General features: G+C 65.4%; 20 protein-coding genes. 7 read left to right on the top strand and 13 right to left on the bottom strand.

Annotated elements, in window-relative coordinates; genetic code table 11:
- Positions 1–133 precede the first annotated feature (133 nt).
- Complete coding sequence (locus EO156_RS09305; protein WP_026006789.1) at positions 134–1726, bottom strand: S9 family peptidase; 1593 nt, start codon at positions 1724–1726, stop codon at positions 134–136.
- Positions 1727–1826: 100 nt separating this feature from the next.
- On the opposite strand from EO156_RS09305, the gene EO156_RS09300 reads away from it, so the two are divergent.
- Positions 1827–2012 carry a hypothetical protein gene (locus EO156_RS09300; RefSeq protein ID WP_078585592.1) on the top strand — a complete coding sequence of 62 codons (186 nt, stop codon included), beginning with the start codon at positions 1827–1829 and terminating at the stop codon, positions 2010–2012.
- A gap of 146 nt (positions 2013–2158) precedes the next feature.
- On the opposite strand, the gene EO156_RS09295 is transcribed toward EO156_RS09300, so the two are convergent.
- The 4 genes from EO156_RS09295 to lexA form a co-directional block, all read right to left on the bottom strand.
- Entirely contained in the window at positions 2159–5410 is a 3252-nt protein-coding gene (locus EO156_RS09295) for an error-prone DNA polymerase (protein ID WP_016848820.1), read from the bottom strand.
- 181 nt (positions 5411–5591) lie between these two features.
- Positions 5592–7010: a DNA polymerase Y family protein gene (locus tag EO156_RS09290; RefSeq protein ID WP_005916336.1), complete on the bottom strand. Its 1419-nt coding sequence runs from the start codon at positions 7008–7010 to the stop codon at positions 5592–5594.
- 9 nt (positions 7011–7019) lie between these two features.
- A complete protein-coding gene (gene imuA / locus EO156_RS09285) occupies positions 7020–7673 on the bottom strand; it encodes a translesion DNA synthesis-associated protein ImuA (protein WP_003490245.1) in 654 nt (217 codons plus the stop codon).
- 1 nt (position 7674) lies between these two features.
- Entirely contained in the window at positions 7675–8280 is a 606-nt protein-coding gene (gene lexA, locus EO156_RS09280) for a transcriptional repressor LexA (RefSeq protein ID WP_003490243.1), read from the bottom strand.
- Between the two features lie 147 nt (positions 8281–8427).
- On the opposite strand from lexA, the gene EO156_RS09275 reads away from it, so the two are divergent.
- Together EO156_RS09275 and EO156_RS09270 are read left to right on the top strand one after the other, a co-directional pair.
- A complete protein-coding gene (locus EO156_RS09275) occupies positions 8428–8649 on the top strand; it encodes an AbrB/MazE/SpoVT family DNA-binding domain-containing protein (protein ID WP_016849390.1) in 222 nt (73 codons plus the stop codon).
- Positions 8650–8657: 8 nt separating this feature from the next.
- A complete protein-coding gene (locus EO156_RS09270; RefSeq protein ID WP_026006897.1) occupies positions 8658–9083 on the top strand; it encodes a type II toxin-antitoxin system death-on-curing family toxin in 426 nt (141 codons plus the stop codon).
- Positions 9084–9192: 109 nt separating this feature from the next.
- Here EO156_RS09270 and EO156_RS09265 read toward each other — a convergent pair whose 3' ends face one another.
- The 4 genes from EO156_RS09265 to EO156_RS09250 all read right to left on the bottom strand — a co-directional run bounded on the left by EO156_RS09265 (position 9193) and on the right by EO156_RS09250 (position 12172).
- Positions 9193–9696 carry a DUF6496 domain-containing protein gene (locus EO156_RS09265; protein ID WP_003490238.1) on the bottom strand — a complete coding sequence of 168 codons (504 nt, stop codon included), beginning with the start codon at positions 9694–9696 and terminating at the stop codon, positions 9193–9195.
- 165 nt (positions 9697–9861) lie between these two features.
- Entirely contained in the window at positions 9862–10203 is a 342-nt protein-coding gene (locus EO156_RS09260) for a cupin domain-containing protein (protein ID WP_016849388.1), read from the bottom strand.
- A 62-nt stretch (positions 10204–10265) separates the two neighbouring features.
- Positions 10266–10859 (bottom strand): GIY-YIG nuclease family protein, encoded by a 594-nt coding sequence (locus EO156_RS09255; RefSeq protein WP_016849387.1) that lies wholly within the window; start codon positions 10857–10859, stop codon positions 10266–10268.
- The gene (locus tag EO156_RS09250; RefSeq protein WP_016849386.1) at positions 10856–12172 is read right to left on the bottom strand and encodes a DUF763 domain-containing protein; all 1317 of its coding nucleotides are present in this window, start codon (positions 12170–12172) and stop codon (positions 10856–10858) included. The genes EO156_RS09255 and EO156_RS09250 overlap by 4 nt, the downstream gene beginning before the upstream one ends.
- 280 nt (positions 12173–12452) lie before the next feature.
- Here EO156_RS09250 and EO156_RS09245 point away from each other — a divergent pair, with 280 nt between their 5' ends.
- Genes EO156_RS09245 through EO156_RS09235 form a run of 3 tightly spaced genes read left to right on the top strand, consistent with a single transcriptional unit; the run spans position 12453 to position 16386 of the window.
- On the top strand, positions 12453–13031 hold the full coding sequence (locus EO156_RS09245; protein ID WP_005920580.1) for a 2Fe-2S iron-sulfur cluster-binding protein: 579 nt from the start codon (positions 12453–12455) through the stop codon (positions 13029–13031).
- Positions 13004–14092, top strand: a complete 1089-nt coding sequence (locus EO156_RS09240) for a xanthine dehydrogenase family protein subunit M (protein ID WP_016849385.1) — start codon at positions 13004–13006, stop codon at positions 14090–14092. Before EO156_RS09245 ends, EO156_RS09240 begins: the two co-directional genes overlap by 28 nt.
- The gene (locus EO156_RS09235; protein WP_016849384.1) at positions 14089–16386 is read left to right on the top strand and encodes a xanthine dehydrogenase family protein molybdopterin-binding subunit; all 2298 of its coding nucleotides are present in this window, start codon (positions 14089–14091) and stop codon (positions 16384–16386) included. The genes EO156_RS09240 and EO156_RS09235 overlap by 4 nt, the downstream gene beginning before the upstream one ends.
- 443 nt (positions 16387–16829) lie before the next feature.
- Here EO156_RS09235 and EO156_RS09230 read toward each other — a convergent pair whose 3' ends face one another.
- Together EO156_RS09230 and EO156_RS09225 are read right to left on the bottom strand one after the other, a co-directional pair.
- Positions 16830–19358 carry an excinuclease ABC subunit UvrA gene (locus EO156_RS09230; RefSeq protein ID WP_016849383.1) on the bottom strand — a complete coding sequence of 843 codons (2529 nt, stop codon included), beginning with the start codon at positions 19356–19358 and terminating at the stop codon, positions 16830–16832.
- Positions 19359–19614: 256 nt separating this feature from the next.
- Entirely contained in the window at positions 19615–20253 is a 639-nt protein-coding gene (locus EO156_RS09225) for an HD domain-containing protein (RefSeq protein WP_003490089.1), read from the bottom strand.
- Between the two features lie 148 nt (positions 20254–20401).
- On the opposite strand from EO156_RS09225, the gene EO156_RS09220 reads away from it, so the two are divergent.
- Positions 20402–21148: an EAL domain-containing protein gene (locus tag EO156_RS09220; protein ID WP_003490090.1), complete on the top strand. Its 747-nt coding sequence runs from the start codon at positions 20402–20404 to the stop codon at positions 21146–21148.
- A 157-nt stretch (positions 21149–21305) separates the two neighbouring features.
- Here EO156_RS09220 and EO156_RS09215 read toward each other — a convergent pair whose 3' ends face one another.
- Both EO156_RS09215 and EO156_RS09210 read right to left on the bottom strand, forming a co-directional pair.
- A complete protein-coding gene (locus tag EO156_RS09215) occupies positions 21306–21611 on the bottom strand; it encodes a UBP-type zinc finger domain-containing protein (RefSeq protein WP_005920568.1) in 306 nt (101 codons plus the stop codon).
- The gene (locus EO156_RS09210; RefSeq protein ID WP_016849382.1) at positions 21608–23317 is read right to left on the bottom strand and encodes an FAD-dependent oxidoreductase; all 1710 of its coding nucleotides are present in this window, start codon (positions 23315–23317) and stop codon (positions 21608–21610) included. The genes EO156_RS09215 and EO156_RS09210 overlap by 4 nt, the downstream gene beginning before the upstream one ends.
- Positions 23318–23643 lie beyond the last annotated feature (326 nt).

The raw sequence follows: 23643 nt of genomic DNA, 5'->3' as shown, positions 1-23643 counted from the left end.
AATGACCGACGGCAGGATGATTCACTCAGGCTTCTGGCTGGGTCTGGACAGCGCACCACCTCCCCGCATGGCCCGACTGACCGCAGAAGCAAGCGAACTCGACAATTCGACGAGGCGACCGTCTCGATGACCCTCAGTCGGCCTTGGCACCACCCAGCGATTTGGATAGAAACGCCAGCAGCTGGGCGTAGAACGCGCGTCGATGGGGCTCGGTGTAGAAGCCGTGGCCTTCTGTATCGAAGTACAGCGTTTCCACTGGCGTGCCGGCCTGGCGCAACGCCGCTTCCATTCGCTTGCTGTGCTGGATGGGCGCGCGCTCGTCCTCGCCCCCTGCGGCCAGAAACACCGGCACCTTGATCTGCCTGGCTAGATTGACCGGCGAACGTGCGGCCAGGGTGGCCGGATCGCCCAACCATTGCTTGAGATAGTTCTCGCCGGAGCCGCGCTTCTGGATATCGCCGCTGGTGAACATTATCGGCAAGTCGTAGACGCCCACATACCCGGCCGCGCACGCATACAGGCCCGATTCCTTGGCCGCACCCATCAAGGCTGCGTACGCACCGTAACTGGCGCCAAAGATGCAGATCTTGCGTGCGTCGGCATACCCCTGGGCAATCGCCCAACGCGTTGCATCGGTCACATCGTCCTGCATGGTGCCGCCCCACTGACGCGCGCCGGCGTGCTGGAAGTGGCGCCCGTAATTGCCCGAGCCACGGAAATTGATCTGCAGCACCGCATAACCCGCTTGCGCCAGCAGCTGCGCATCGTCGTCGAACTGCCAGCTGTCGAAGATCTCGAAGGGACCGCCATGGGGCATCACCACCATTGGCAGATGTTGGTCGCCCGCGCTGCGCGGCAGCGTGAGATACCCATGCAGTGGCATCCCGTCACGTGCCTGCAGTGCAATCGGCTGCACGGTGGCCGTGCGCTCGGGGTCGAACCAGTCGCGCCGACTGATCACATGCTGGGCTTTGTTCTGTTGCGTATCGAACACGTAGAAGTCGCCAGGGTTGCTGCCCGAATAGGCTTCCAGCATCACGTAGCGACCGTCTTTGGTGCTGGAGGTCACGCGCACCGCGTTGCCGGCGAAGGCCGCCTCCAGGCTGTGATACATCCGCGCTTCACCACCATGCTCGTCGAAAAATCGGGTGCGGGGGCGGTCGGCCATGAAGATGGCGCCAACCGGGATGGTGGTGCCGTTGCGGTAGATGATCTCCAGTGGGTCGGCCACCGCGTCGCGCAATACCTGCTCACGGCGATTGGCCTGGATGTCCCAGCCGACGATCGCATCGGGGCCGTCGGCGCTTTGCACGCGCAAGTACGCAATGCGCTCGTCCTGCGAAAAACCCAGCGGTGTTTCGACATGGCCACTGACTTGCTCGTCGTTGATCAGCGCCCATTCGTCGCCCGCGCCCTTGCGGTAATACAGCTTGCTGACATTGTCCGAGCCCGCCCCCTGCGCAAAGCGCACCTGCCCATGATGGTCGGTGGTGAAGCTGGCGCGCTGAATCGGCGCACGCGCCAGCGGCAGGCGACGGCCGGTGGTGACGTCGAGCTTTTCTGCGCGGGTGTAGGGATCCTGCCCCGACATCGGCCAGATCGCCACGATCACGCTGCGGTCGTCGTCGGGCAAGGGATCGGTCAGGAATGCGGCCACCGCTTCGGTCTTCTTGACCTTGATGTTGGTGCCAAGGCCGGTGCCGCGTGCGCGGTAGCCCACCAGCAACTCGGCTCCGGTGCCATCGGCGTTGATGGCATACAGCTCGCCGGTCGGCAGCGGCTTGTCGAGCAGGCCGTACTTCTGTGCAATGGAGATCAACACGCGGGTGTCGCTGACCCAGGCGAAATCGCTTACGTACGTGTTTTTTCCCAGCACGAAGGTGGCGCCGATGCTGTTGTCCGAACGCCGCATGATCGCAAGGGCGGTCTTGTCTTCCATGGGCACGGTCGCGGCGAAATACGCGCCGCTGGGCGATAGCTTGATGTCGGCGAACTTGTCTTTCTTGATATAGGCGCCGACATCCACCTGGGCCGTGGCAGTGCCGGCCGCCATCAGCAGCACCAAGGCCGCAGGAATGATCCATTTCCGCATGTACGACTCCGTGTTGTAGGCAAACCGATTGCGGAATCTAGCAGCAATCCATGGACCTAAAAAGCGTCAATGGAAATCGCGCGAGGGCAGCTGCATGTCGCCGAGCAGGTTGCTGAGGTCGTACAGGTCGCCGGCGATGAGATGCTCTACGCCGTCCACGCGTTCCCAGCGACCGCGCACGGCCAGCAGGCGCGATTCCAGCAGCGCGCGGCGGCGACGCAGCGCAAGGTGCGACCAGACGATGACGTTGATCATGCCCTGTTCGTCTTCCAGGGTGACGAAGATGGTGCCCTTGGCGGTGGCCGGGCGCTGGCGCTGGGTGACCAGGCCGGCCACATGCACGCCGCTGCCGTGGCGGCGGCCCTGCAATTCGCGCAGACCCAGGATGCGCCGCTGGCGCATCTGCGGGCGCAGCAGCGCCATTGGATGCTGGCGCAGGCTCAGGCCGACCGAGCGGTAATCGGCAAGGATTTCTTCGCCCGCGCGCGGCGCCTCGAACTCCACCGGGCGCTCCTCCGGGCTGCCCGGCAACAGTGGGCGACGCGCCTCCACGCCGGCCATTGCCCAGCGCGCGGCATTGCGGTTGCCCACCATGCCTTGCAAGGCGCCTGCTTCTGCCAATGCCAGGCGTGCTTTTTCGTCGAGTGCGGCGCGCAGGCACAGATCGCCGATATCGGCGAACGCCCGCTGCGTGCGTGCGGCAACGATGCGCTGCGCCACCACTTGCGACAGTCCGGCGACCTGCCGCATACCCAGCCGGATCGCCGGTTGTTCGCCGGGATCGGCAGCGCTGCGCCACGGCCGGCCGCCGACCAGGGTATTGTCCCAGTCGCTGTGCAACACATCCACCGGCAGCACCTCCACACGCTCGCGCTCGGGGCTGCCGCGGCGCGCATCCTGCACGATCTGGCTGGCCGAATAAAAGCCCATCGGCTGCGCGTTGAGCAGCCCGCAGGCGAATGCGGCCGGTTCGTGGCGTTTGAGCCAGCAGCTGGCATAGACGAGCTTGGCGAACGAGGCGGCATGGCTCTGTGGAAAACCGTAGGAACCGAAACCCTTGATCTGTTCGAAGATCTGGTCGATGAAGCTGGAGGCGTAGCCTTTGCCCTGCATGCGTTCGCGTACGCGCGTGCGATGCTGTTCCATGTCGCCGCCGCGCCGCCATGCGGCCATCGAGCGACGCAAGTTGTCGGCTTCGTCCTCGCTGTAATCGGCAGCATGCATCAGCAGTTCCATCACCTGCTCCTGAAACAACGGCACGCCCAGCGTGGGCTTGAGGATGTCTTCAACCGCAGGCGACGGGTAGTTCACTTCTTCGCGGCCCTGCCGCCTGCGCAGATAGGGGTGCACCATGTCGCCCTGGATCGGCCCGGGGCGCACGATCGCCACTTCGATGACCAGGTCGTAGAACGCCGCAGGCTTGAGCCTTGGCAGCATCGCCATCTGCGCACGCGACTCGATCTGGAACACGCCGACGGTGTCGGCGCGCTGGATCATCTTGTAGGTTGGCGCGTCATCGCCTGGCAGCGTGGCAATGCTGTAATTGCGCCCACGGTGGCCGCGCACCAGATCCAGCGTCTTGCGGATGCAGGTGAGCATGCCCAGCGCCAGGCAATCGACCTTGAGCAGCTTCATGGTTTCCAGATCGTCCTTGTCCCACTGGATGATGGTGCGGTTGGCCATCGCGGCATTTTCCACCGGCACCAGCAGCGACAAGGGCTCGTCGGAGATGACGAAGCCGCCGACATGCTGCGACAGATGCCGTGGGTGATCGCGCAAATGCTCTGTAACGGCCAGGATCTTGTTGATCAGCGGGTTGGCCAGATCGAACCCGGCTTCTTCGATGCGCTGGTCCATCGGCGTTTCGCCATTGCCCCAACCGTAGCAATTGGCAAGCAACGCGATCTGGTCAGGTGGCAGACCGAAGGCCTTGGCCACGTCGCGCACCGCGCTCTTGCCGCGATAGCAGATCACCGTCGCCGCCAGCGCTGCGCGTTCGCGCCCGTACTTGCTGTAGACGTACTGCAGCACCTCCTCGCGGCGTTCGTGCTCGAAGTCCACGTCGATATCCGGCGGCTCGTCGCGTTTTTCGGACAGGAAGCGCGCCATCAACAGGCGCGTTTCATCCGGGTTGACCGCGGTGATGCCCAACGCATAACACACTGCCGAATTGGCCGATGAGCCACGACCCTGGCAGAGAATGTTCTGCTCGCGTGCGAAGCGCACCACATCTTGCACAGTGAGGAAGAACGCTTCGTACTTCTTGAGCGCGATCAGCGCCAGCTCTTTTTCGATGTCCTCGCGCACCTTTGCCGTGATGCCGCCCGGCCAGCGCCTGCGGATGCCGGCTTCGGTGAGCTGGCGCAGATAGCTGGTGGGCGTGTGGCCTTCCGGCACCAGCTCTCTGGGATAGGTATAGCTGATCTTGGAAATATCGAAGGTACAACGCTGCGCCAACTCCACGGTGGCCTGCAACAACGCATCCGGGTAGATATTGCCCAACGCGCGCCGGGTGCGCAGATGCCGCTCGCCATTGCGGAACAGGTGTGCGCCGCACTCGGCCAGCGGCAGCGTGTGGCGGATGGCGGTCAAGGTGTCTTGCACGATGCGCTCGCGACGCTGCGCCATATGCACATCGCCGCTGGCCAACGCGGTCATGCCCAGTTGCTGCGCCAGCGCTTGCAGGACGTGCAGGCGCGCGACATCGTCCTGTTCGCGATGCAGTTCCACTGCCAGAAACGCCCGCTCGCCGAAGACCTGTTGCAACCAGGCGCCCTGCTCTGCCTGCGGCTGTGCGCCGGGCAGCCACAGCGCAAACACGCCCGGCGCCACGTCGCGAAACTGCGCTTGCACCTCGGCGCGATCCAAGCGATAGGCGCCCTTGCTGGCCGCACGCCGCGCGGTCGTGATCAACCCGCACAGCTGCGGGTAACCGTGCGCGTTTTCCACCAGCAGCACGAAGCGGGTGCCATCGACCAGGGTGAATTCGCTGCCGACAATCAAGCGCACGCCGGTGGCGCGCGACGCTTCCAGGCCACGCACGATGCCGGCCAGCGAGCATTCGTCGGTAATGGCCAAGGCGCTGTAGCCGCACTGCTGCGCGCGTGCGAACAATTGTTCGGCACTGGAGGCACCGCGCAGGAACGAAAAGTCCGACAGACAATGCAGTTCGGCATATGCAGGCAGACCATCGGCCTGCTGCGCGTGGACGATATCGTCATTGGCCGCGCGCAGGCGTGCAGCCACATTCCAGGCGCGCGGCATGCGCCCGCCGGGCGTGTCGCGGTCTACGCCATCGATGGCGTCATCCCAGCTCATGGATGCTGGATGACTTCAACAGCGCCATGCTGTCTCGCACGGCCCTTGCAATACGCGGCAGATCGCGTCGCTGCAGCTCCTGCTGCGTTCTTTTTGGAGGCCCGGCACCTGTAGCCTGCACCCAACCCGCGACCAGCAGCCAGGCGGCCCGTGCTCGGATCCTGCAATGGCATCCCTGCGCTCACGCAAACCACCCATGCAGCATCCAGCCGTCCACCCGACCGGGCGCGGCGAATGCCCAGCCACGCCGGCCGCGTGCGGTCTCCACCACGTAGTAATCGCGACGCGCTTCATCGTCGTCCCACCAACCGCTTTCCAGCCGCTCCGGGCCGGACACGATGCGCAGGTGCGGGTCGTGGAGCGGCACCGGCTGCGGCAGCAGCCAGGTGGGGCGCGGCGGACGCGGCGGCGCAGCGACTTCGCGCACCGCATCGCCGATGGCGCGGCGCCACGCGCGCTCCGGGCGCGGGTCGTCGGCCGGCAACACGCGATAGACCGCGTCATCGCCCAGCCGTGCACGCAGGCGCTCGCGCAGTTGCGGCCACTCCACCGATTGCTGCGCGCGCTGATCGAACAAGTCGCGCATGGCCGGTACGAACGGTGGCAGCTGCCGTGCCAGCAAGCGCATCGCCACCACCGGCCGCGGAATCTCCACCCGCTCCAGCCGGTTACGGGCCAGCTCGAACAGCAAGGTGGGCGCGCGTTCCGGCGTGAGCAGGCCGATCTCCACATCGGTCGCGCCTTCTTCGTGCTCCAGGCGTAATAAAAACCGCTGCACGCCGCCATCGCGAATGGACAGATACGTGCATAGGTCGCCGATCAGCCGGCGCAACGGAAACAGCAGCGCCGGATGCGTTTCCACCTCATACCCCAACTCCACGCGGTGGTCGAAGTGGTCTGGCGGCGCGTAGCACTCCAGTGGGTCGTCGACCTGCCCGTAGAGGCGATCCAGATGATCGAGCAGGCCCGCACCGAAACGCCGGCGCAACCCGTCGCGCGGCAGCCCACGCACCGCCGCGAGCGTGCGCACGCCCATATGCTGCAGGCGCTCGCCGGCATCGTCGGGCAATGCAGCGCGGCGCACAGGCACCTTGTCGAGCGTGCTGTGCAGGGCCGGCAATTGCGTCACCACCATGCCGTCGCGCAGGCCGGCCAGCACGCGCGCGGCGCGCGGCGTGGGTGCCAGCGCCAGCCGGTGCTGGAAGCCCAAGGCTTGCAGCTCATCGCGCAGGCGACGCTCGAAGCGCGGCCAGGGGCCGAACAGGCGAAAGCTGGCACCGGCTTCCAGCACGATGGCGCGCGACCACTGCTGGCTGACCAGCGAACTATGCCGATACGCCCAGGCCGCAAGAAAGCGCTGCGTGCGGGCTTCGTTTTGCGCGTCGTAATCGATGGTGCGTACCTGGGTCATCAAGGCATGCGCCGCCGATAGCCGCATGCCGGCCTTCAACCCAGCCGCGCCTGCGGCGGCATTGACCGAATGCAGGCTGCGCAGCTGCGCCGGGCCTTCCACCAGCACCAGCGGCGCCTGCGGCGCTTCCAGACGCCGAAGGACGGCGTCCAGCGCCAGCTGCGGCAGCACTATGCAGGCCCACAACATGCGCGCGCCTCAATGCGCCAGCCGCAGCGGCTGCGACGGTACCTGCCCGCCGCGGCACTTGCGCACCTGCCAGGCATCGCGCTCGGGCAGGAATTCCAGCCGCAAGGCCGCCGGCGATGCATTCACCGCATGACGGCGGTCGCGCAGTGCGAAGGCGCAGCAATTACCGCTATCGGCCGCGACCTGCAACCGGCGCAGCGCACGCGCATCGCCGGTTTGCGGCCAGCCCAGTACCGCAGCGCATGCGCCGCTGCGCAAGCATTGTTCGAACGCCCATAACGCTTCGCGCGGCTCGGCCTGCACCACTTCCAGATGCTCCAGCACCACCCCGCCCGCCTGCCAGGCCGGCGCGTAAGGAATGAACGGCGGCGCGACCAGCACGACCCGGCTGCTGCTGGCGGTCATGCGTGCCAGCGTGGGCAGCAACAAGGCGATCTCGCCGATGCCATGCGCAGGCAACAACAACTCGGTCAAGGCACGCCGCGGCCAGCCGCCATCGGGCAGCAACGCATCCAATGCCACATGCCCGGTGGATTCGCCGCCATTGGCGGTGGCCGTGCCCTGGCCTGCACGCCAGACGGTGCGCGCGGCCAGCAGGGCGTCCAGCGGCAGTGCCACTGCCGCATTGCCGTCCTGGCTGATGCGCGCCGGCTCCTGGCTCATCTCAGCCCTGCCGGATCAGGCCGCAGTACAGCCCTTCGATCGCGAAGTCGGCATCGGCCGCCACCACGATCGGCGCATGCGCGCGATTGCGCGGCAGCAGGCGGATCCGTTCGGCGCCGCGCTCCAGGCGCTTGATGGTGATTTCGCCATCCACCCGCGCCACCACGATCTGTCCGTCGCGCGCCTCATTGCTGCGATGCACGCCAACCAGGTCGCCATCCAGAATGCCGTCATCGATCATCGAATCCCCCTGCACCTGCAGCAGGTAATCCGGGCGCAGCGAAAACAGCGCGCGGTCCAGCCAGAGCTGACGCTCCAGGCCGATATCCGCACCGATCGGCAGGCCTGCTGCCACCCGCCCCAGCACCGGCAAGGCCAACAATGCATCGCGACCGGCGCCTCCCGGCAGACGGATGCCACGTTTCTGATTGGGCAGCAGCTCGATCAACCCGGCGTCGGCCAGCGCCTGCACGTGCTTTTGTGCGGCATTGCGCGAGGCAAACCCGAAGGCCTGCGCGATCTCGGCCAGACTGGGCGAGACGCCTGCCTGGGCCTGCTCCTGCAGGAACGCCAGCACGGCGGCACGTTGGGGAGGAAGCGATGGCATGAGACGCGGCAGCAGAACGGGACAAGGTGTACATTTGTACACCCATCGATCGCAGCAGGCGAGACTGGCTTGCTGAGCGGCTTCAGCACGCACTTGCGACTGGCTGACGACAGAGTTATAACTTTAGTACTAACCCGAGATGCCGCCATGAAACTCAAGATCACTTCCATCGGCAATTCCGCTGGCGTCATCCTGCCCAAGGAACTGCTGGCCCGCCTGCGGCTTGGAAAGGGCGACGAACTCTATGCACTGGAAACACCCGACGGCATCAAGCTGACCGCATTCGACCCGACGTTGGCGGCGCAGATGGATGTTGCCGAACAGGTGATGCGTGAGGATCGCCAGGTGCTGAACAAGCTGGCCAAGTGAACACGCGCATGCTGGTCTGGGTTACGCATGCGCTTGCATTGGCCATCCACGAACGCCAATTGAGCGAGCACGGGGGCGCAAGCGGAGTGCGCGACGAAGCGCTACTGGATTCGGCACTTGCACGCCCGCAACAGCTGTTTTCGTATGGCGACCCTCCACCCGATCTGGTTGAGCTGACGGCCAGCCTGGCTTATGGGCTCGCGCGCAATCACCCATTCGTGGATGGCAACAAACGAACTGCCCACGTGTGCTACCGAGTCTTCTTGCTGCTCAACGGTGCCGAGCTCATCGCCTCGCAGGAAGAAAAATACGTTGCCATGATGAGGCTGGCCGATGGCGCGTGGAGCGAAGCGACATTCGCCCAGTGGCTACGGCCGCGCATGCGATTGCGTGCAGACACGCATGTGCACGAACCGCAAGGTCATTACGGCTGAAGCAATCCTGGGCAGCAACGCGTCAGTACTGGCACATGCATGCGCAAGTAGCAGATCTACATATCGCAACTCGGTCAGCATCGACGTCGCTGTCTGACGCATGCCCCCTTTATTCAGCACGCTTCCGCGTCGCCGCCGCTTTCTTTGCGGCGGCCTTGCGTACTGCCGGGCCCTTGGTCTTTGCCGCCTTCTTTGCTGCCGTCGAACGGTCGCTGGCTGTGCGCTTTTTCGCGGCACTCGTGGTCTGTTTGGACAATGCCTTCTTCCCCACCGTCTTCTTGGCGGTAGTGCCCTTGCTGGCGGTCTTGAGGGCTTTCTTGGCACCGGCCGAGCGCGTCGGCGACACCGGCTTTTTGGAGGTTGCAGCTGCCTTGTCCTGCGCGGCTTTTTTCTTGGTGGCCTTGGACGCGGAACTGCGCGGTGCAACATCCACACCATCGCGGCGCGCCTTGGACAAGCCGATCGCAATGGCCTGCTTGGTGCTTTTCACACCATGCGCGCCGTCGCGCACCTGGTCGATTTCTTCTTTGACATATTCGCCGGCCTGGGTGCTGGCCGATTTTCCTTCGCGCTTATCCTTGGCAGCAGCGCGGCGTGTCTTGGTCTGCGGCATGGCACTTCCCCTGTCGTGGATGGCAACTCGATGTAACAAGCGCAGCGTCAACGCGCAGTGGGCGCGGCGCTCACCTGGCGTTGAAGCATGCCTGCCGCTTTTGCAAAGTCACGCACCTGCGCAGTGACCGATCCAGTCAACGACATGCGACACCGCCAGCGATCACTACGCCTCACCGGCTGGCAAGGGTTCGCCTTGGGCATCGTAGGCGGGCGGGTGATAGAAATTGACCGTCTTCAGCGGCATGTTCCCGGTATTGCGGATCTCGTGCGTTTCACCGCGCTCGATGGCGACCAGGCTACCGGCCTGCAGTGCATGCCTCTGCCCCTCGACGACCGCCTCGCCGGTGCCGTCCACCACGTACAGCCATTGATCGGCACCTCGGTGGCGATTGTCTGGCCCGCCTTCGCCCTCGCCTGGTGCAATCACCATTTCAGCGGCTTGCACCTGGCGCACCGAAAACAGCACCTTGAACGCGTCGGTCAATGTCAGTTGTGCAATCTGCATCAGGCACTCCTCAGGGTTGAGGCGATGCTGAGGCGACGCACGTCAACGTGCTGGCAACATGCTCAGCCGTTGCGGCAATACCAAGCCCAAATGTGTTCGGGCAGATGGTGCTGCATGGGAAAATCCAATGCGCGATAGCCATCGAGTACATCGCGCAGCGCACGTTGCGCTGGCGTAGGACCGGCCAGGCCATCCAGTTCGTCCGCACTCAACTGCACCGCGGCCCAGTCGTAGAGCCGATCGATACGCTGGGCCATCGCCGCCTGCAGCCACTCGCGCAACACGAACACGCGATACCCACTCTGCTGCAAATGCACTACTGCACGTTGCAATGCATCGCCAACGCCCCGAAACCATTCGGTATGCCCACCGGCCACTGCACGGATCGCCATCGGTGCCGGTGCGTTGTGCGCAAGCAGCGGACGCCGCAGTTGCAGCTCAAGATCGCGTGCATCGCGCTCGCGCTCGGTTTCCACCAGCAGCCCGTGCTCCAGATCGAAAAAATCGAACCAGCGCGGATGCAGGCTAGCGATGCGCCCCAGCGGGTCGCGCGAGAAACCGATCTTGCAATGGTCTTCCCACTGGCACGGGAACACATAGGTGAAGCAACGTCCGTCGATGGCCACTGGCGTGCTGCTACGTGCGCGTACGCTCATCGGCGACCTGCATGCGCTTGGGTTTGCACCGCGTGCGTATCCTCCGGCGCCGGTTCCCAGCCGAACACGCTGCGCCCACCATAGCGATGCGAATCGCGACGTTCCTGCGCGATGTAGTCGTCCACCGTCGGCCCTTGCGCACTGGCTTCGAGCCGACGCGCCTGCGCGTCCAGCCGCGCAATCGCCTGCAAGCGTTCGTCGTTGCCCAGCTTGGCCTGCTGCATCGCTTGCTTGAGTACGCCAATGGTGTGATCGAGCACGCGTGTGGGCACCGGGAACGGTTGCCGATCTTTGCCCCCATGCGCAAGCGAAAAGCGCGCCGGGTCGCTGAAACGGCATGGCGTGCCGTGCATCACCTCGGCCACCATCGCCAGCGAGCGCAACGTGCGCGCACCCACACCAGGCACTTGCAGCAGCGCGGTGAAATCGCGCGGTCCCGCTTCGGCAGCGGCGGCCAAGCTGGCGTGCAGTCGTCGTGTAATCACGTTTTCGCTGCGCACGTCATGATGATCGGGCATGGACAGATGCGGGTGTTGTGCCGGGTCCCAGGCGTGGCCGGCGAACAGATCGCCGGTGAGCGGACCTTGCGCCGCAGGCGCCTCCACACCCGCAATCCGTTGCCATTGGCGTGCCAGCCGGTCCGGCGCTGTGCTGCGCAACAGCTCCACCTGCGCATCGCGCGAGGCAGCGGCACGGTGGTCGGCGAGATTGACGATCTCGCCTTGATGCGCGCCTTCGATGGCAGCATGCGGCGCATCCACAAAACTGCTCAGGCCTTCGGAGAGCCAGTGATACCGGCGCGCCTGCTTGCGCTGCCCGTGCATGCCCTGCTGCACCACCACCCAGCGGCCATCGTCGCTGACGATGAAACCATGCAGGTACAGATCGAAGCCGTCCTGCACGGCAGCGCTGTCCACCTTGGCGACCAAGCGGCTGGCCTGTGCCAAAGCGGCGCCGTCCAGCCCGACCGCATCGCCCACTGCCAGCAATTCGGAAGGCGTGGCACGCGAATGCCGGCCGCGCCCGCCACAGACATGGATGCCCAGTTCGCCGGCCAGTGGCGTCAACCCACGCTTGAGCGCGCCGATCACGCTGGTGGTAATGCCGGACGAATGCCAGTCCATGCCCATGACCGCACCGAACGACTGAAACCAGAACGGGTGCGCAAGCCGCCGCAACAATTCATCGCGCCCATAGCTGTGCACGATCGCCTCGCACATCACTGCGCCAAGCCGCGTCATCCGCTCACCCAACCAACGCGGGACGCGACCTCCATGCAAGGGAAGATCCGCACTGCCACCACGCCGGCTCATTGCTGCCGCCTCTTTTTCATGCGGTCAGGATTACGGCGGCACGTCGCAACAGCTGGGACACCAGCGCGCTGACGCGCGCGGAAAGCTGACGAATTCAGCGCATGGCATGGCACTTTACGCGCACCGCATGCAGGCACGAGCGTGCAGCGACCAGCATGCCGCTCCTGAATGCGCGTACGCCGTGTTGTATCGCCGCCAATCGCAGCCGTGGTCACTTTGCGTTGACCACAGCGCCGTCAAGGTGGTGGTCCTTCTCCTCAGCCATCGCCACGGGGTTCGCATGACTGCCACACCCGCCACTGCCCATGACACGGCGCCGGCCACTGCCACCACCAGTGCGCCGACCTACCCGGTCAACCTGCGCATCAACGGTCAGCCGTATCACTTGCAGCTCGAAGCCTGGGTGAGCCTGCTCGACCTGCTGCGCGACCGCCTCGACCTCACCGGCACCAAGAAAGGTTGCGACCATGGCCAATGCGGCGCTTGCACGGTGCTGGTCGATGGCCGCCGCATCAACAGCTGCCTGACCCTGGCCGTCATGCAGGACGGTGCCGACATCACCACCGTCGAGGGGCTGGCCGATGGCGACGCACTGCATCCGCTGCAACGCGCCTTCATCGCCAACGACGCATTTCAGTGCGGTTACTGCACCCCGGGGCAGCTGTGCTCGGCCGTGGGCTTGATCAACGAAGGCAAGGCGCACGACCGCGACCAGGTGCGTGAACTGATGAGCGGCAATATCTGCCGCTGCGGTGCCTATCCGCAGATCACCGATGCCGTGATGGAGGTAATGGGCAAGCCCAGCGACAGCAGCGACAGCGCGGCCACCCCGTGGACGCCCGGGACGGTGCCGGCATGATTCCGCTCACCTATACACGCCCGGACACCGTCGATGCCGCACTCGGCGCGATTGCAGTGCGCAGCGGCGACACGCAGCCGGTGCCCTCCGAGGCACCGGTACGCTTTATCGCCGGCGGCACCAATCTCACCGACCTGATGAAACTGCAGCTGATGCGCCCCAGCAGCCTGGTCGACATCAATCGGCTGCCGCTGGACAGCATCAGCACCCAGCCCGATGGCGGCCTGCGCCTGGGTGCGCTGGCGCGCAATGCCGACACCGCATATCACCCGGAGGTGGAAACGCGTTACCCCTTGTTGAGCGCGGCGATTCTGGCCGGCGCTTCGCCGCAGATTCGCAACATGGCAAGCAATGGCGGCAACCTGCTGCAGCGCACGCGCTGCATGTATTTCTACGACCATGCCACGCCTTGCAACAAACGCGACCCGGGCACCGGCTGTTCGGCCATTGGCGGGTTGACCAAATACAACGCCATTCTCGGCACCAGCGCGCACTGCATCGCCACGCATCCATCGGATATGTGCGTGGCCTTGGCTGCGCTGGATGCGGTGATACATGTGCAGGGCGCCAAGGGCGAGCGCGACATTGCGTTCTCGCAGTTCCATCGCCTGCCCGGCGATCACCCGGAACTGGACAGCACCTTGGCTCCGGACGAGTTAATCGTGCATATCGACCTCCCCGACGCGCAGCGCTTCGTCGCACACAGTGCGTATCTCAAGATCCGCGAGCGCCTTTCGTACGCGTTTGCGCTGGTGTCGGTAGCGGCCGCATTGGACCTGGCCGACGACGGCAGCATCCGCGAAGTGCGTGTTGCACTGGGCGGCGTGGCGCACAAACCCTGGCGCAATGCCGATGCAGAAGCACAGCTGGTCGGCCAGCCGGCCAATGCCGACACCTTCGGCCGCCTGGCCGACACGCTGCTGCAAGGTGCGCAACCGCAGGGCGAAAACGCCTTCAAGCTGCCGCTGGCACGTCGCGCCATCGTGCGCGCATTGAGCGTTGCACGCGAGGGCACCATCGACAACCGCGGGCGCACCAGTGCGCTGGAGGAATCGCCATGAACGCACGCAGCACCGACCTGTCCGACAGCGAGCTGACCCCGCCGGTTGCCGACAGCGGCACCGGCTATCGCCCCACCGGCACCGGCGTCACGCGCATCGACGGACGCGCAAAAGTCACCGGACAGGCACGTTATGCCGCCGAATGGCCGGTGCCGGATCTGGCCTATGGCGTGGTGGTCAACAGCAGCATTGCCAAGGGTGAGATCGTTGCCTTCCATCTGGATGCAGCACGCGCAGTCCCCGGCGTGCTGGAGATCGTCACCCATGAGAACCGCCCGCATATGCGCGGCATGGACCTGTTCTACAAGGACATGACGGCGCCGGCCGGTTCGCCGTTCCGTCCGTTGTACGACAACAAGATTTTGTACAGCGGCCAGCCCATCGCGCTGGTGGTTGCCGAGACCTTCGAAGCGGCGCGCCATGCGGCGCACCTGGTGGAAGTGGAGTTGCTGCAGGATCCACACGACACCAACCTGATGACCAACCTGGACCGTGCGCACAAACCCAGGCCGTTGAAGGCCGGCTTTTCGCCGCCGCCCAAGGACAAGGGCGATCCGCAGAGCGCATTCGACAATGCCGCGTGCCAGGTACGGGCCGACTACTACAGCGGCGTCGAGCACCACAACCCGATGGAGTTGTTCGCTTCCACCGTCATCCGCGATGCCGACGGCCACTTCACCATTTACGACAAAACCCAGGGGTCGCAGAACAGCCGTTGGTACGTGTCGCACGTGTTTGGGCTCAGCAAGCGCAAGGTGACCGTGCGCAACCCGTACGTGGGCGGCGCGTTCGGCTCCGGGCTGCGCCCGCAGTATCAACTGCCACTGGCGGTGATGGCGTCGATCCTGCTGGATCGATCGGTCCGTGTGGTGCTGACACGGCAACAGATGTTCACCTTCGGCCACCGCCCGGAAACGCTGCAGCGGCTCAAGCTCGGTGCAGACCGCGACGGCACCTTGCGCTCGGTCTGGCATGAAGCCATCGCCGAAACCTCGCGCATCGAAGACTACGTGGAGGTGGTGGTCAACTGGAGCGGGCAGTTGTATGCCTGCGACAACGTGCACCTGGGCTACAAGTTGGTGAGTCTGGACCAATACAGCCCGATCGACATGCGGGCGCCCGGCGCCGCGCATGGTGTGCATGCGCTGGAAGTGGCGATGGACGAGTTGGCCTATGAGATCGGCATCGATCCGTTGGCACTGCGCCTGAAGAACTACGCCGAGGTCAATCCGGCCGACGACAAGCCCTACTCCACCAAGGCGCTGCGCCAGTGTTACGAGCAAGGGGCAGAGCGCTTCGGTTGGGCGCAACGCCCCTTGCAACCGCGCGCGCGCAAGGAAGGCAGCGAGTGGGTGGGCTGGGGCATGGCCACCGGGCAATGGGACGCGATGCAGATGTTCGCGCGCGCTCATGCAGCGCTGCATGCCGACGGCCGTTTGGTGGTCAGCAGCGCGGCCAGCGATATCGGCACCGGCACCTACACGGTGATGGCGATGATCGCTGCCGAAGCATTAGGCCTGCCGTTGGAGCAGGTGACGTTTCAACTTGGCGACTCCACCTTGCCGGTTGCGCCGATCGAAGGCGGCTCCTCGCACGTCACCACGGTGGGATCGGCAGTGGATGGCGTGTGCGCGAAGCTGCGCGCGCGCCTGTTGCGCCTGGCCCAGGCCCTGCCGGAGTCGCGCTTTGCCAAGGCCAGACCTGACGATGTGGTCTTTGCAGACGGCAAGCTGGCATTGCGGGCCGATGCCAGCAGCGCCCTCGCCTTGACCGACCTGCTGCGCACTGCAGGGCTGGAGCAGATCGAAGATAAATTCCTCCTGCTGCCGAACGTACTCAAGCAACGCAAATACACCCGTGCCACGCACGGCGCCGTGTTTGTGGAGGTCCGGGTGGACGAAGAACTGGGCACGGTGCGGGTCACCCGCGTGGTCAGCGCCATTGCCGCCGGGCGCATCCTCAATCCGATCACCGCACGTAGCCAGATCGTTGGTGGCGTGGTCTGGGGCATTGGCCAGGCGCTGCACGAGCACACCCAATCCGACCATCGCTTCGGCCGCTTCATGAATCACGACCTGGCGCTGTATCACGTCTCCGCCAACGCCGACATTCACGACATCGATGTGATCTTCGCGGACGAAGACGACCGCGTCGTGAGCAGCCTGGGTGCGAAAGGTGTTGGCGAAATCGGTTTGGTCGGCGTTTCGGCGGCGATCTGCAACGCCATCTTCCACGCCACCGGCAAGCGCATCCGCAGTACGCCGATGACGCCGGACAAGGTGATGGCGGACTGACCTGCATTGCACGTTGCGCTTGCAGGGGATGCTTGGCGCTGCGTGAAGTGAAGTGAAGTGAAGTGAATGAAGTGATCCCAATCGTCGGGCCCAATGCATCGCTGCATTGGGCCCGCTGCCATGTGTCGGCGACAAACCCGCTCGTACCGCAGCGCCGCACATGCAGCACCTGCCACTGCCACCCAGCTGCGCGCAGCTTTTTTCCTGCCTTATGCCCCAGTACCGCCCGCACGCACCTGCGTTAGCAGTCGTGATCGCTAGGCAGGCATGTGGGTGATCGGCCTGGCAGGCAGCGGCAAATCGACGGCGATGCCAGACACATCCCGCAACGTGTCACCGCTTTTTTCGGTGTATCCGTGTGCGTTCCGCCTGGGCCGACCGGGAGCGCAGGCGTGCATGGCATTTCGTACGACGCGGCGCGGGCTGACCAACATGTCGGCGACTTATTCCCCGCGCAACACCTGCGCCAGGAACGGTGCGGTGCGGCTGCCACGATGGCGTGCCACGACATCCGGTGGTCCTGCCACCACCACGTGACCGCCGGCGCCGCCTGCGCCCGGCCCCATGTCCAGCACCCAGTCGCTGCTGGCGGCCACGCGCATATCGTGTTCGACCACGATCACCGTATTGCCTGCGTCGACCAGCCCTTGCAACTGGGCCATCAAGGTATCCACGTCGGACGGATGCAGGCCGGTGGTCGGTTCGTCCAGCACGTAGACGGTGTCGCGTCGCTGCGCGCGTTGCAGCTCGGTCGCCAGCTTGATGCGCTGCGCTTCACCGCCGGACAGTTCGGTGGCCGGCTGGCCAAGACGCAGATAGCCCAGCCCCACTTCGCGCAACACCTGCAACGGTCGCAGCACGCCGGCATCGTCGGCAAAGAAGATGGCTGCCTGATCCACCGTCATCTCCAGCACCTGCGCGATGTTGCGACCGCGTAGCGCGATCTCCAACGTCTTGGCGTTATAGCGTGCGCCGTGACAGGTCGGGCACGGTGCGTAGACGCTGGGCATGAACAGCAATTCCACGTACACCGAGCCTTCGCCCTCGCAGGTGGCACAGCGGCCCTTGGCGACGTTGAAGGAGAACTGCCCCGGGTCGTAGCGGCGCCGGCGTGCGGCCGGCGTGGCCGCAAACAGCTTGCGCACCGGATCGAACAGGCCGGTGTAGGTGGCCAGATTGGAGCGCGGGGTGCGGCCGATGGGTTTTTGATCCACGCGCACCAGCCGGCGCACCCGATCCAGCCCGGCCACAATCGCACCCTCCAGCGGCACCTGCGTGCCGCGCTCCAGTGCATCCAGCGTTTCTTCGTCCTCTGCCTGCGCTTGCCCCAGATGGGCGGCCAGCAATTCCACCAGCGCCTGACTCACCAACGAGGATTTGCCCGAGCCGGACACACCGGTAACAGTGGTGAATACGCCCAACGGCAGATCCACATCCAGCGCGCGTACGTTGTTGCGGGTGATGCCGCGCAGCTGCAACCAACCGTTTGCCGCGCGCGCCGGGCGATGCACCTGCGGCGGCGTGCCGAACAGATAGCGACGTGTGGACGAGGCCTGTACCTGCTCCAAGCCTGCGGGCGGCCCGCTGTAAAGTACCTGCCCGCCCTGCGCGCCGGCCGCCGGGCCTACATCCACGATCCAGTCCGCATGGCGGATCACGTCCACTTCGTGTTCGACCACGAAGACCGAATTGCCCGCCGACTTGAGTTGATCCAACGCACCCAGCAGCGCCTGCGCATCGGCGGGATGCAAGCCGGCCGATGGTTCGTCCATCACGTACACCACACCGAACAACTGCGAGCGGATCTGCGTGGCCAGCCGCAGCCGTTGCAACTCGCCCGGCGACAAGGTGGGCGTGCTGCGCTCCAGGCTGAGGTAGCCCAGACCCAGTGCCTGTACGACGGCGATTCGCGCGCGCAGATCCGCAGCGATGCGTTGCGCGGCGATCACCTGTTCCGGATGCTGGTGCGCACCCTTGCGCGTACCTTTGGATGGCGTGGCTTCGGCGGCGGGGCGCAGCAGCTCGGCCACCTCGTCCAGGGGGCGCCGCGACAACTCTCCGATATCCAGCCCGGCAAAGGTGACCGACAAGGCCTCGCGGCGCAGGCGCTTGCCATCGCACTGCGGGCATTGTGTGCTGAGCAAATACTGCGCCACGCGCTTTTTCATCTGCGCGCTCTGCGTGGTGGCGAAGGTGTGCAGCACATAACGCCGCGCACTGGTGAAGGTGCCCATGTAGCTGGGCTCTTCCTTGCGCTTGAGGGCGCGCCTGACCTCGGCCACGTTGTAACCGGCGTATACCGGCACCACCGGCTGTTCGTCGGTAAACAGGATCCAGTCGCGGGTCTTCTTCGGCAGCGTGTGCCATGGCACATCCACGTCATGGCCCAGCGTGGTGAGGATGTCGCGCTGGTTCTGCCCATGCCATGCGCCCGGCCAGGCGGCGACCGCACGGTCGCGAATGCTCAGGCTGCGGTCGAGCACCATGGTCGCTTCGGTGGCGTCATAGATGCGCCCCAGGCCGTGGCAGGTGGGGCATGCCCCCGCGGGCGTGTTCGGCGAAAAACCGTCGGCGTAGATGATCTCCTGCCCCGGCGGATACTGGCCGGCACGCGAATACAGCATGCGCAATGAGTTGGAGATGGTGGTGACGCTGCCCACCGACGAGCGTGCGCTAGGCGCGCCGCGGGCCTGCTGCAGGGCCACCGCCGGTGGCAGGCCATCGATGGAATCCACCTCCGGCACGCCTACCTGGTCGATCAGGCGCCGCGCATACGGCGAGATCGAATCCAGATAGCGCCGCTGCGCCTCTGCAAAGATGGTGCCGAACGCCAACGACGACTTGCCCGATCCGGAAACGCCGGTGAACACCACCAGTGCATCGCGGGGGACATCCACATCCACGTTCTTGAGGTTGTGCTCGCGCGCGCCGCGTACGCGCACCAGGCCACTGGAAGACGTCGCGTTTGACATGACTACCGAAACCAGAGTTCGACAAGACGCCAGCCTAGCGCGCGCGACATGCAGCCGGTGTCAGCGATGGTGACCGGGCGCAGGCAACACCTGACCTGCCAGGCGCTGCAGATGCTATGGCGGGGCGACCACGCGTGAGAGGCAGTCGTCAGATGGGGGCGAACAGTGCGAAGCAACCACCTCTTCGCACGGTACCGGGCGCTGCCGCGCGCAGCCAGCGCCCGCCTGCCCGGCGTACGCCGTCCCTCAGCGGCGCTTAGCCCAGCGCATGCGCAGGCGCCACCTGCTCACCGGTGGCGGCCAGCGCATGCATGCGCATCACCATGCCACTGAACAGGCGCGCAGTGGCAGCATTGCGCGTACGGAAGACCTCTTCCAGCGCGGCGTAATACCACAGGGTGCCTTCGCGCCCGGCAGTGAACACATTGAAGATGTCCTGACCGACGGCAGGATTTTCCAGGTCCTGCACGATGCTGCGCGCGTTATAGAGCTTGTCGCAGCCGGACACCAGCAGCGCGCGCTCGGGCGTCTTGCGCAGGTGCGCAAGATAGGCCTGCTTGCGCTCGCGCCAATCGCGTTTGCGTGCGCGCTGGTTGTTGTCCACCTCGGCCTTGTCTTCGGCAGTGGCATCGGTGCAAGCCATCACGATATCGGCCACCGCATCGCCGAACTGCGCACGGATCGAGGCCTCGTGCCCGCCACCGCAGTCTTCCACCACATCGTGCAGCAGGCCGGCGATGGCCTGCTCCTCATCGCCGCCGCATTCCAGCACCAGCGTCGAGACGCCCAGCAAATGACTCAGGTAGGGGACCTGCGTGCCCTTGCGCACCTGGCCGGCGTGAGCGATGCGCGCGTAGTCCACGGCCAGGGCGTAGCGTTCGGTGAGAGCGGTCATGGGGCATCCGATGCGAGCGATGCGCCTAGTATCGCCGAGCCCGACTGCCGACAGGTGAGGACGCTGCCATGAGCGATTCAGGCTAAATACTGCGCGATTGCGGCCGATAGGTCTAGGCTGCACCTACGCCGTTCGATGATCTAACGCCATGACCACGCTTCCTGTCTGCAACGCCTGCCGCGACGGCCAGGACTTCCCCACCGCGATCACCATGGCCTTCCAGCCGATCGTGGACGTGTCCACTCGCAGCATCTACGCAGGCGAGGCTTTGGTGCGCGGCATCGACGGCGAGTCGGCCGGCAGCATCCTGGCCGCAGTGGATGAGCGCAATCGCTATGCATTCGACCAGGCCTGCCGCATCAAGGCCATCGAATGCGCCGCGCAGATCGCCTTGCCGGCGCTGCTGTCGATCAACTTCATGCCCAACGCCGTCTATAACCCCGAGCATTGCCTGCGCGCCACGCTGTCGGCCACGGCGCAATACGGCTGGCCGCTCAACGCCATCATCTTTGAAGTCAGCGAGCAGGAACATCTTACCGACCCGGCGCACCTGCTCGGCATCCTGCGCACCTATCAGGCGCGCGGCATGAAAACCGCCATCGACGACTTCGGCGCCGGCTACGCCGGGCTCGGCCTGCTGGCCGAGTTCCAGCCGGATCTGCTCAAGCTGGACATCGCCCTGGTCCGCGGTATCGACACCGACCGCAGCCGCCAGGCCATCGTGCGCCACGTGACGCGCATGTGCGAAGAGCTCGGCATCGCCGTCATTGCCGAAGGCATCGAACAACCCGATCAATACCGCGCCCTGCGCGACCTGGGCATCCACCTGCAGCAAGGTTATCTATTCGCCAGACCGCAGATCGGTGAACTACCGAAGGTGCATTGGCCGGAGTGAGTGCGCGCGCGCGTACCGATGAAGTGGCATTGAGTCACTTCTGGAGGGAACATCAGCGAACAATCACCACCTACTGCGGCTTCACGGAAAAACAAAGCGCACCGAATGCGCTCTTACGAATCCCGATTCCCGATTCCCAGCGGCGCACCAGCGCCGCTCACGCATACCGCGGAATCGGGCCCAGCTGCGGCGTCTGATCCGGCAGCTCCACTTCTACTTCGTCCACATAGCACCAGCCCCAGCCTTCGGGCGGGTCGTAGCCTTCGATGATGGGATGGCCGGTGGCATGGTGATGCGCGGTGGCGTGGCGGTTGGGCGAGTCGTCGCAACACCCCACATGGCCGCAACTGCGGCACAGGCGCAGATGCACCCATTCGCTGTCGATGGCCAGACATTCTTCGCAGCCACGCGCACTGGGCGTGACCGCATGGATTTGATCGGTATGGCGGCAGCGTTGGCTCATGCGCTGGTGGACTCCTGGGTGGCGCTGGCAAGTTCGGAGACCGGCACCGGGTTGGCCTGATGGGCGAGGTACTGATGGATCTGCGCGACCACGGCGGCGCCCTCGCCCACTGCAGCGGCCACGCGCTTGACCGAGCCCGCACGCACATCGCCGATGGCGAACACGCCAGGGCGATTGGTTTCCAGCGGCAGGCACGCCGGTACGCCGTCGCCACGCGCGGTGCCGGTCATGACAAAGCCGCGCTTGTCGGTGTCCACGCAGTCCTGCAGCCAACCGGTGTTGGGGTCTGCGCCGACGAACAGGAACAGGTGCCGCAACTCCACGCGCGCGGTTGCACCGTCCTTGCGGGTGCGCAACACCGCGGCCTGCAAGCCGCGCTCGGGGTCGCCTTCCAGCGCGGCCACTTCGGTGCCGGTGTGCAGCTGCACGTTCGGCAACGCGGCGATACGTTCGATGAGATATTGCGACATCGAGCTCTCCAACCCGTCGCCGCGAATGATCAGGTGCAGCTCCTTGACCCGCGGCGCCAGGAACGCCACCGCCTGCCCTGCAGAATTGCCGCCGCCCACCAGCGCCACCACGCCGCCTTCGCACAGGCGCGCTTCCACCGGCGAGGCCCAGTAGGACACACCGTAGCCTTCGAAGCGATCCAGGCCCTCGATCTCCGGGCGCCGGTAACGCGCACCCGACGCGATCACCACTGTGCTGGCCAGCAACTGTTTGCCATCGGCAAGATCCAGCTTCAGCGCGCCATCGTCGCGGCCGCATTCCAGCATGGCCGCTTCGATCGGAATCGCCAGTTCCGCGCCGAATTTCAGTGCCTGGTTGTACGCGCGCCCGGCCAGCGCCTGCCCGGAAATGCCGGTGGGAAAGCCGAGATAATTTTCGATACGCGCCGAGGCACCGGCCTGCCCGCCGATGGCGCGCTGGTCCAGCACCAGCACCGACAAGCCTTCGGATGCGGCATACACCGCCGTCGCCAGGCCGGCGGGGCCGGCGCCCACGATCGCCACGTCGTAGCGTTTGTCCGGGTCGATGTCCGGCGTCATGCCCAGGCAATGCGCGGCTTCGGCATCGCTGGGCTGGCGCAGCACGCGCCCGCTCGGGCATACCATCACCGGTAGCTCGTGCTCCTGGATGCCCAGGCGCTGCACCAACGCGCGGCCTTCGTCGTCGGAGACATCCATCACCGTGTTGGGGTAGCCGTTGCGGGTCAAAAAGCCCTGCAACCGGGTCAGATGCGGGTCGTCCGGCTCGCCGATCAGCACCGAACCCGACGCATCGCCCTCGATCAGCCCGACGCGGCGCAGGATCAATGCACGCATCACCACTTCGCCCACTTCGGCCGAACTGATCATCAGCGCGCGCAGATGCGCGGTATCGAATGGCAGCGCCAGGCAGCCGTCCGGCCCGGCACGTCCAGCCGCCAACGACGCGCGTCCGGCCAGCTGACTCACCTCGCCGGTGAACTGGCCGGGCGTGTGCCGGGTGATCGGCTTTTCGTTGCCCAATCCATCGCGGCGCACCACTTCGATGGCGCCCTCCAGCACCACCCACACCGGCGCATGGGCATCGCCGACCTCAAATACGGTATCGCCCGCGCCGAACCGTTGCGCCGGCCCGCTGGCGAAGCGCCGGGTGATCGACAACTGGCCCGCGTCCAGCTCGGGAAACATCTGATGGTGACGGGTCTGGTCCAAAGACATGGAGGGACGACGCAGCTAGGGGATCACATGCAAGCATGGGCAGTGGTGACGGCAATGGCAATCACCCGAAATGGTCACTGATGGCCACGACAGCGCGCAGACGCCAGGCAGGCGTACGCGAGCGAACGCTGCTGCCGGTCAGACGTACCCAGCTGCTTTGAAGACCGCACGCGCTCAGCGTGAGGACATCCAGCACGCGAATAACGGAGCGGGCAGTCGTCAGGCCGGGGGCAACCGTACATGGCAAACGAAGGTAGGTGTAGCGCATCTCGCACGGAGCAACGCCCGTGCGCGTCCGGCAACTGCACGGGCGTTTTGTGCGCTGT

This window comes from Xanthomonas sp. DAR33341, from assembly GCF_003992815.1.
Lineage (GTDB): Bacteria > Pseudomonadota > Gammaproteobacteria > Xanthomonadales > Xanthomonadaceae > Xanthomonas > Xanthomonas cissicola.
The sequence above is the reverse complement of the archived record's forward strand: the minus strand, read 5'-3'. Positions and strand labels throughout refer to the sequence as shown.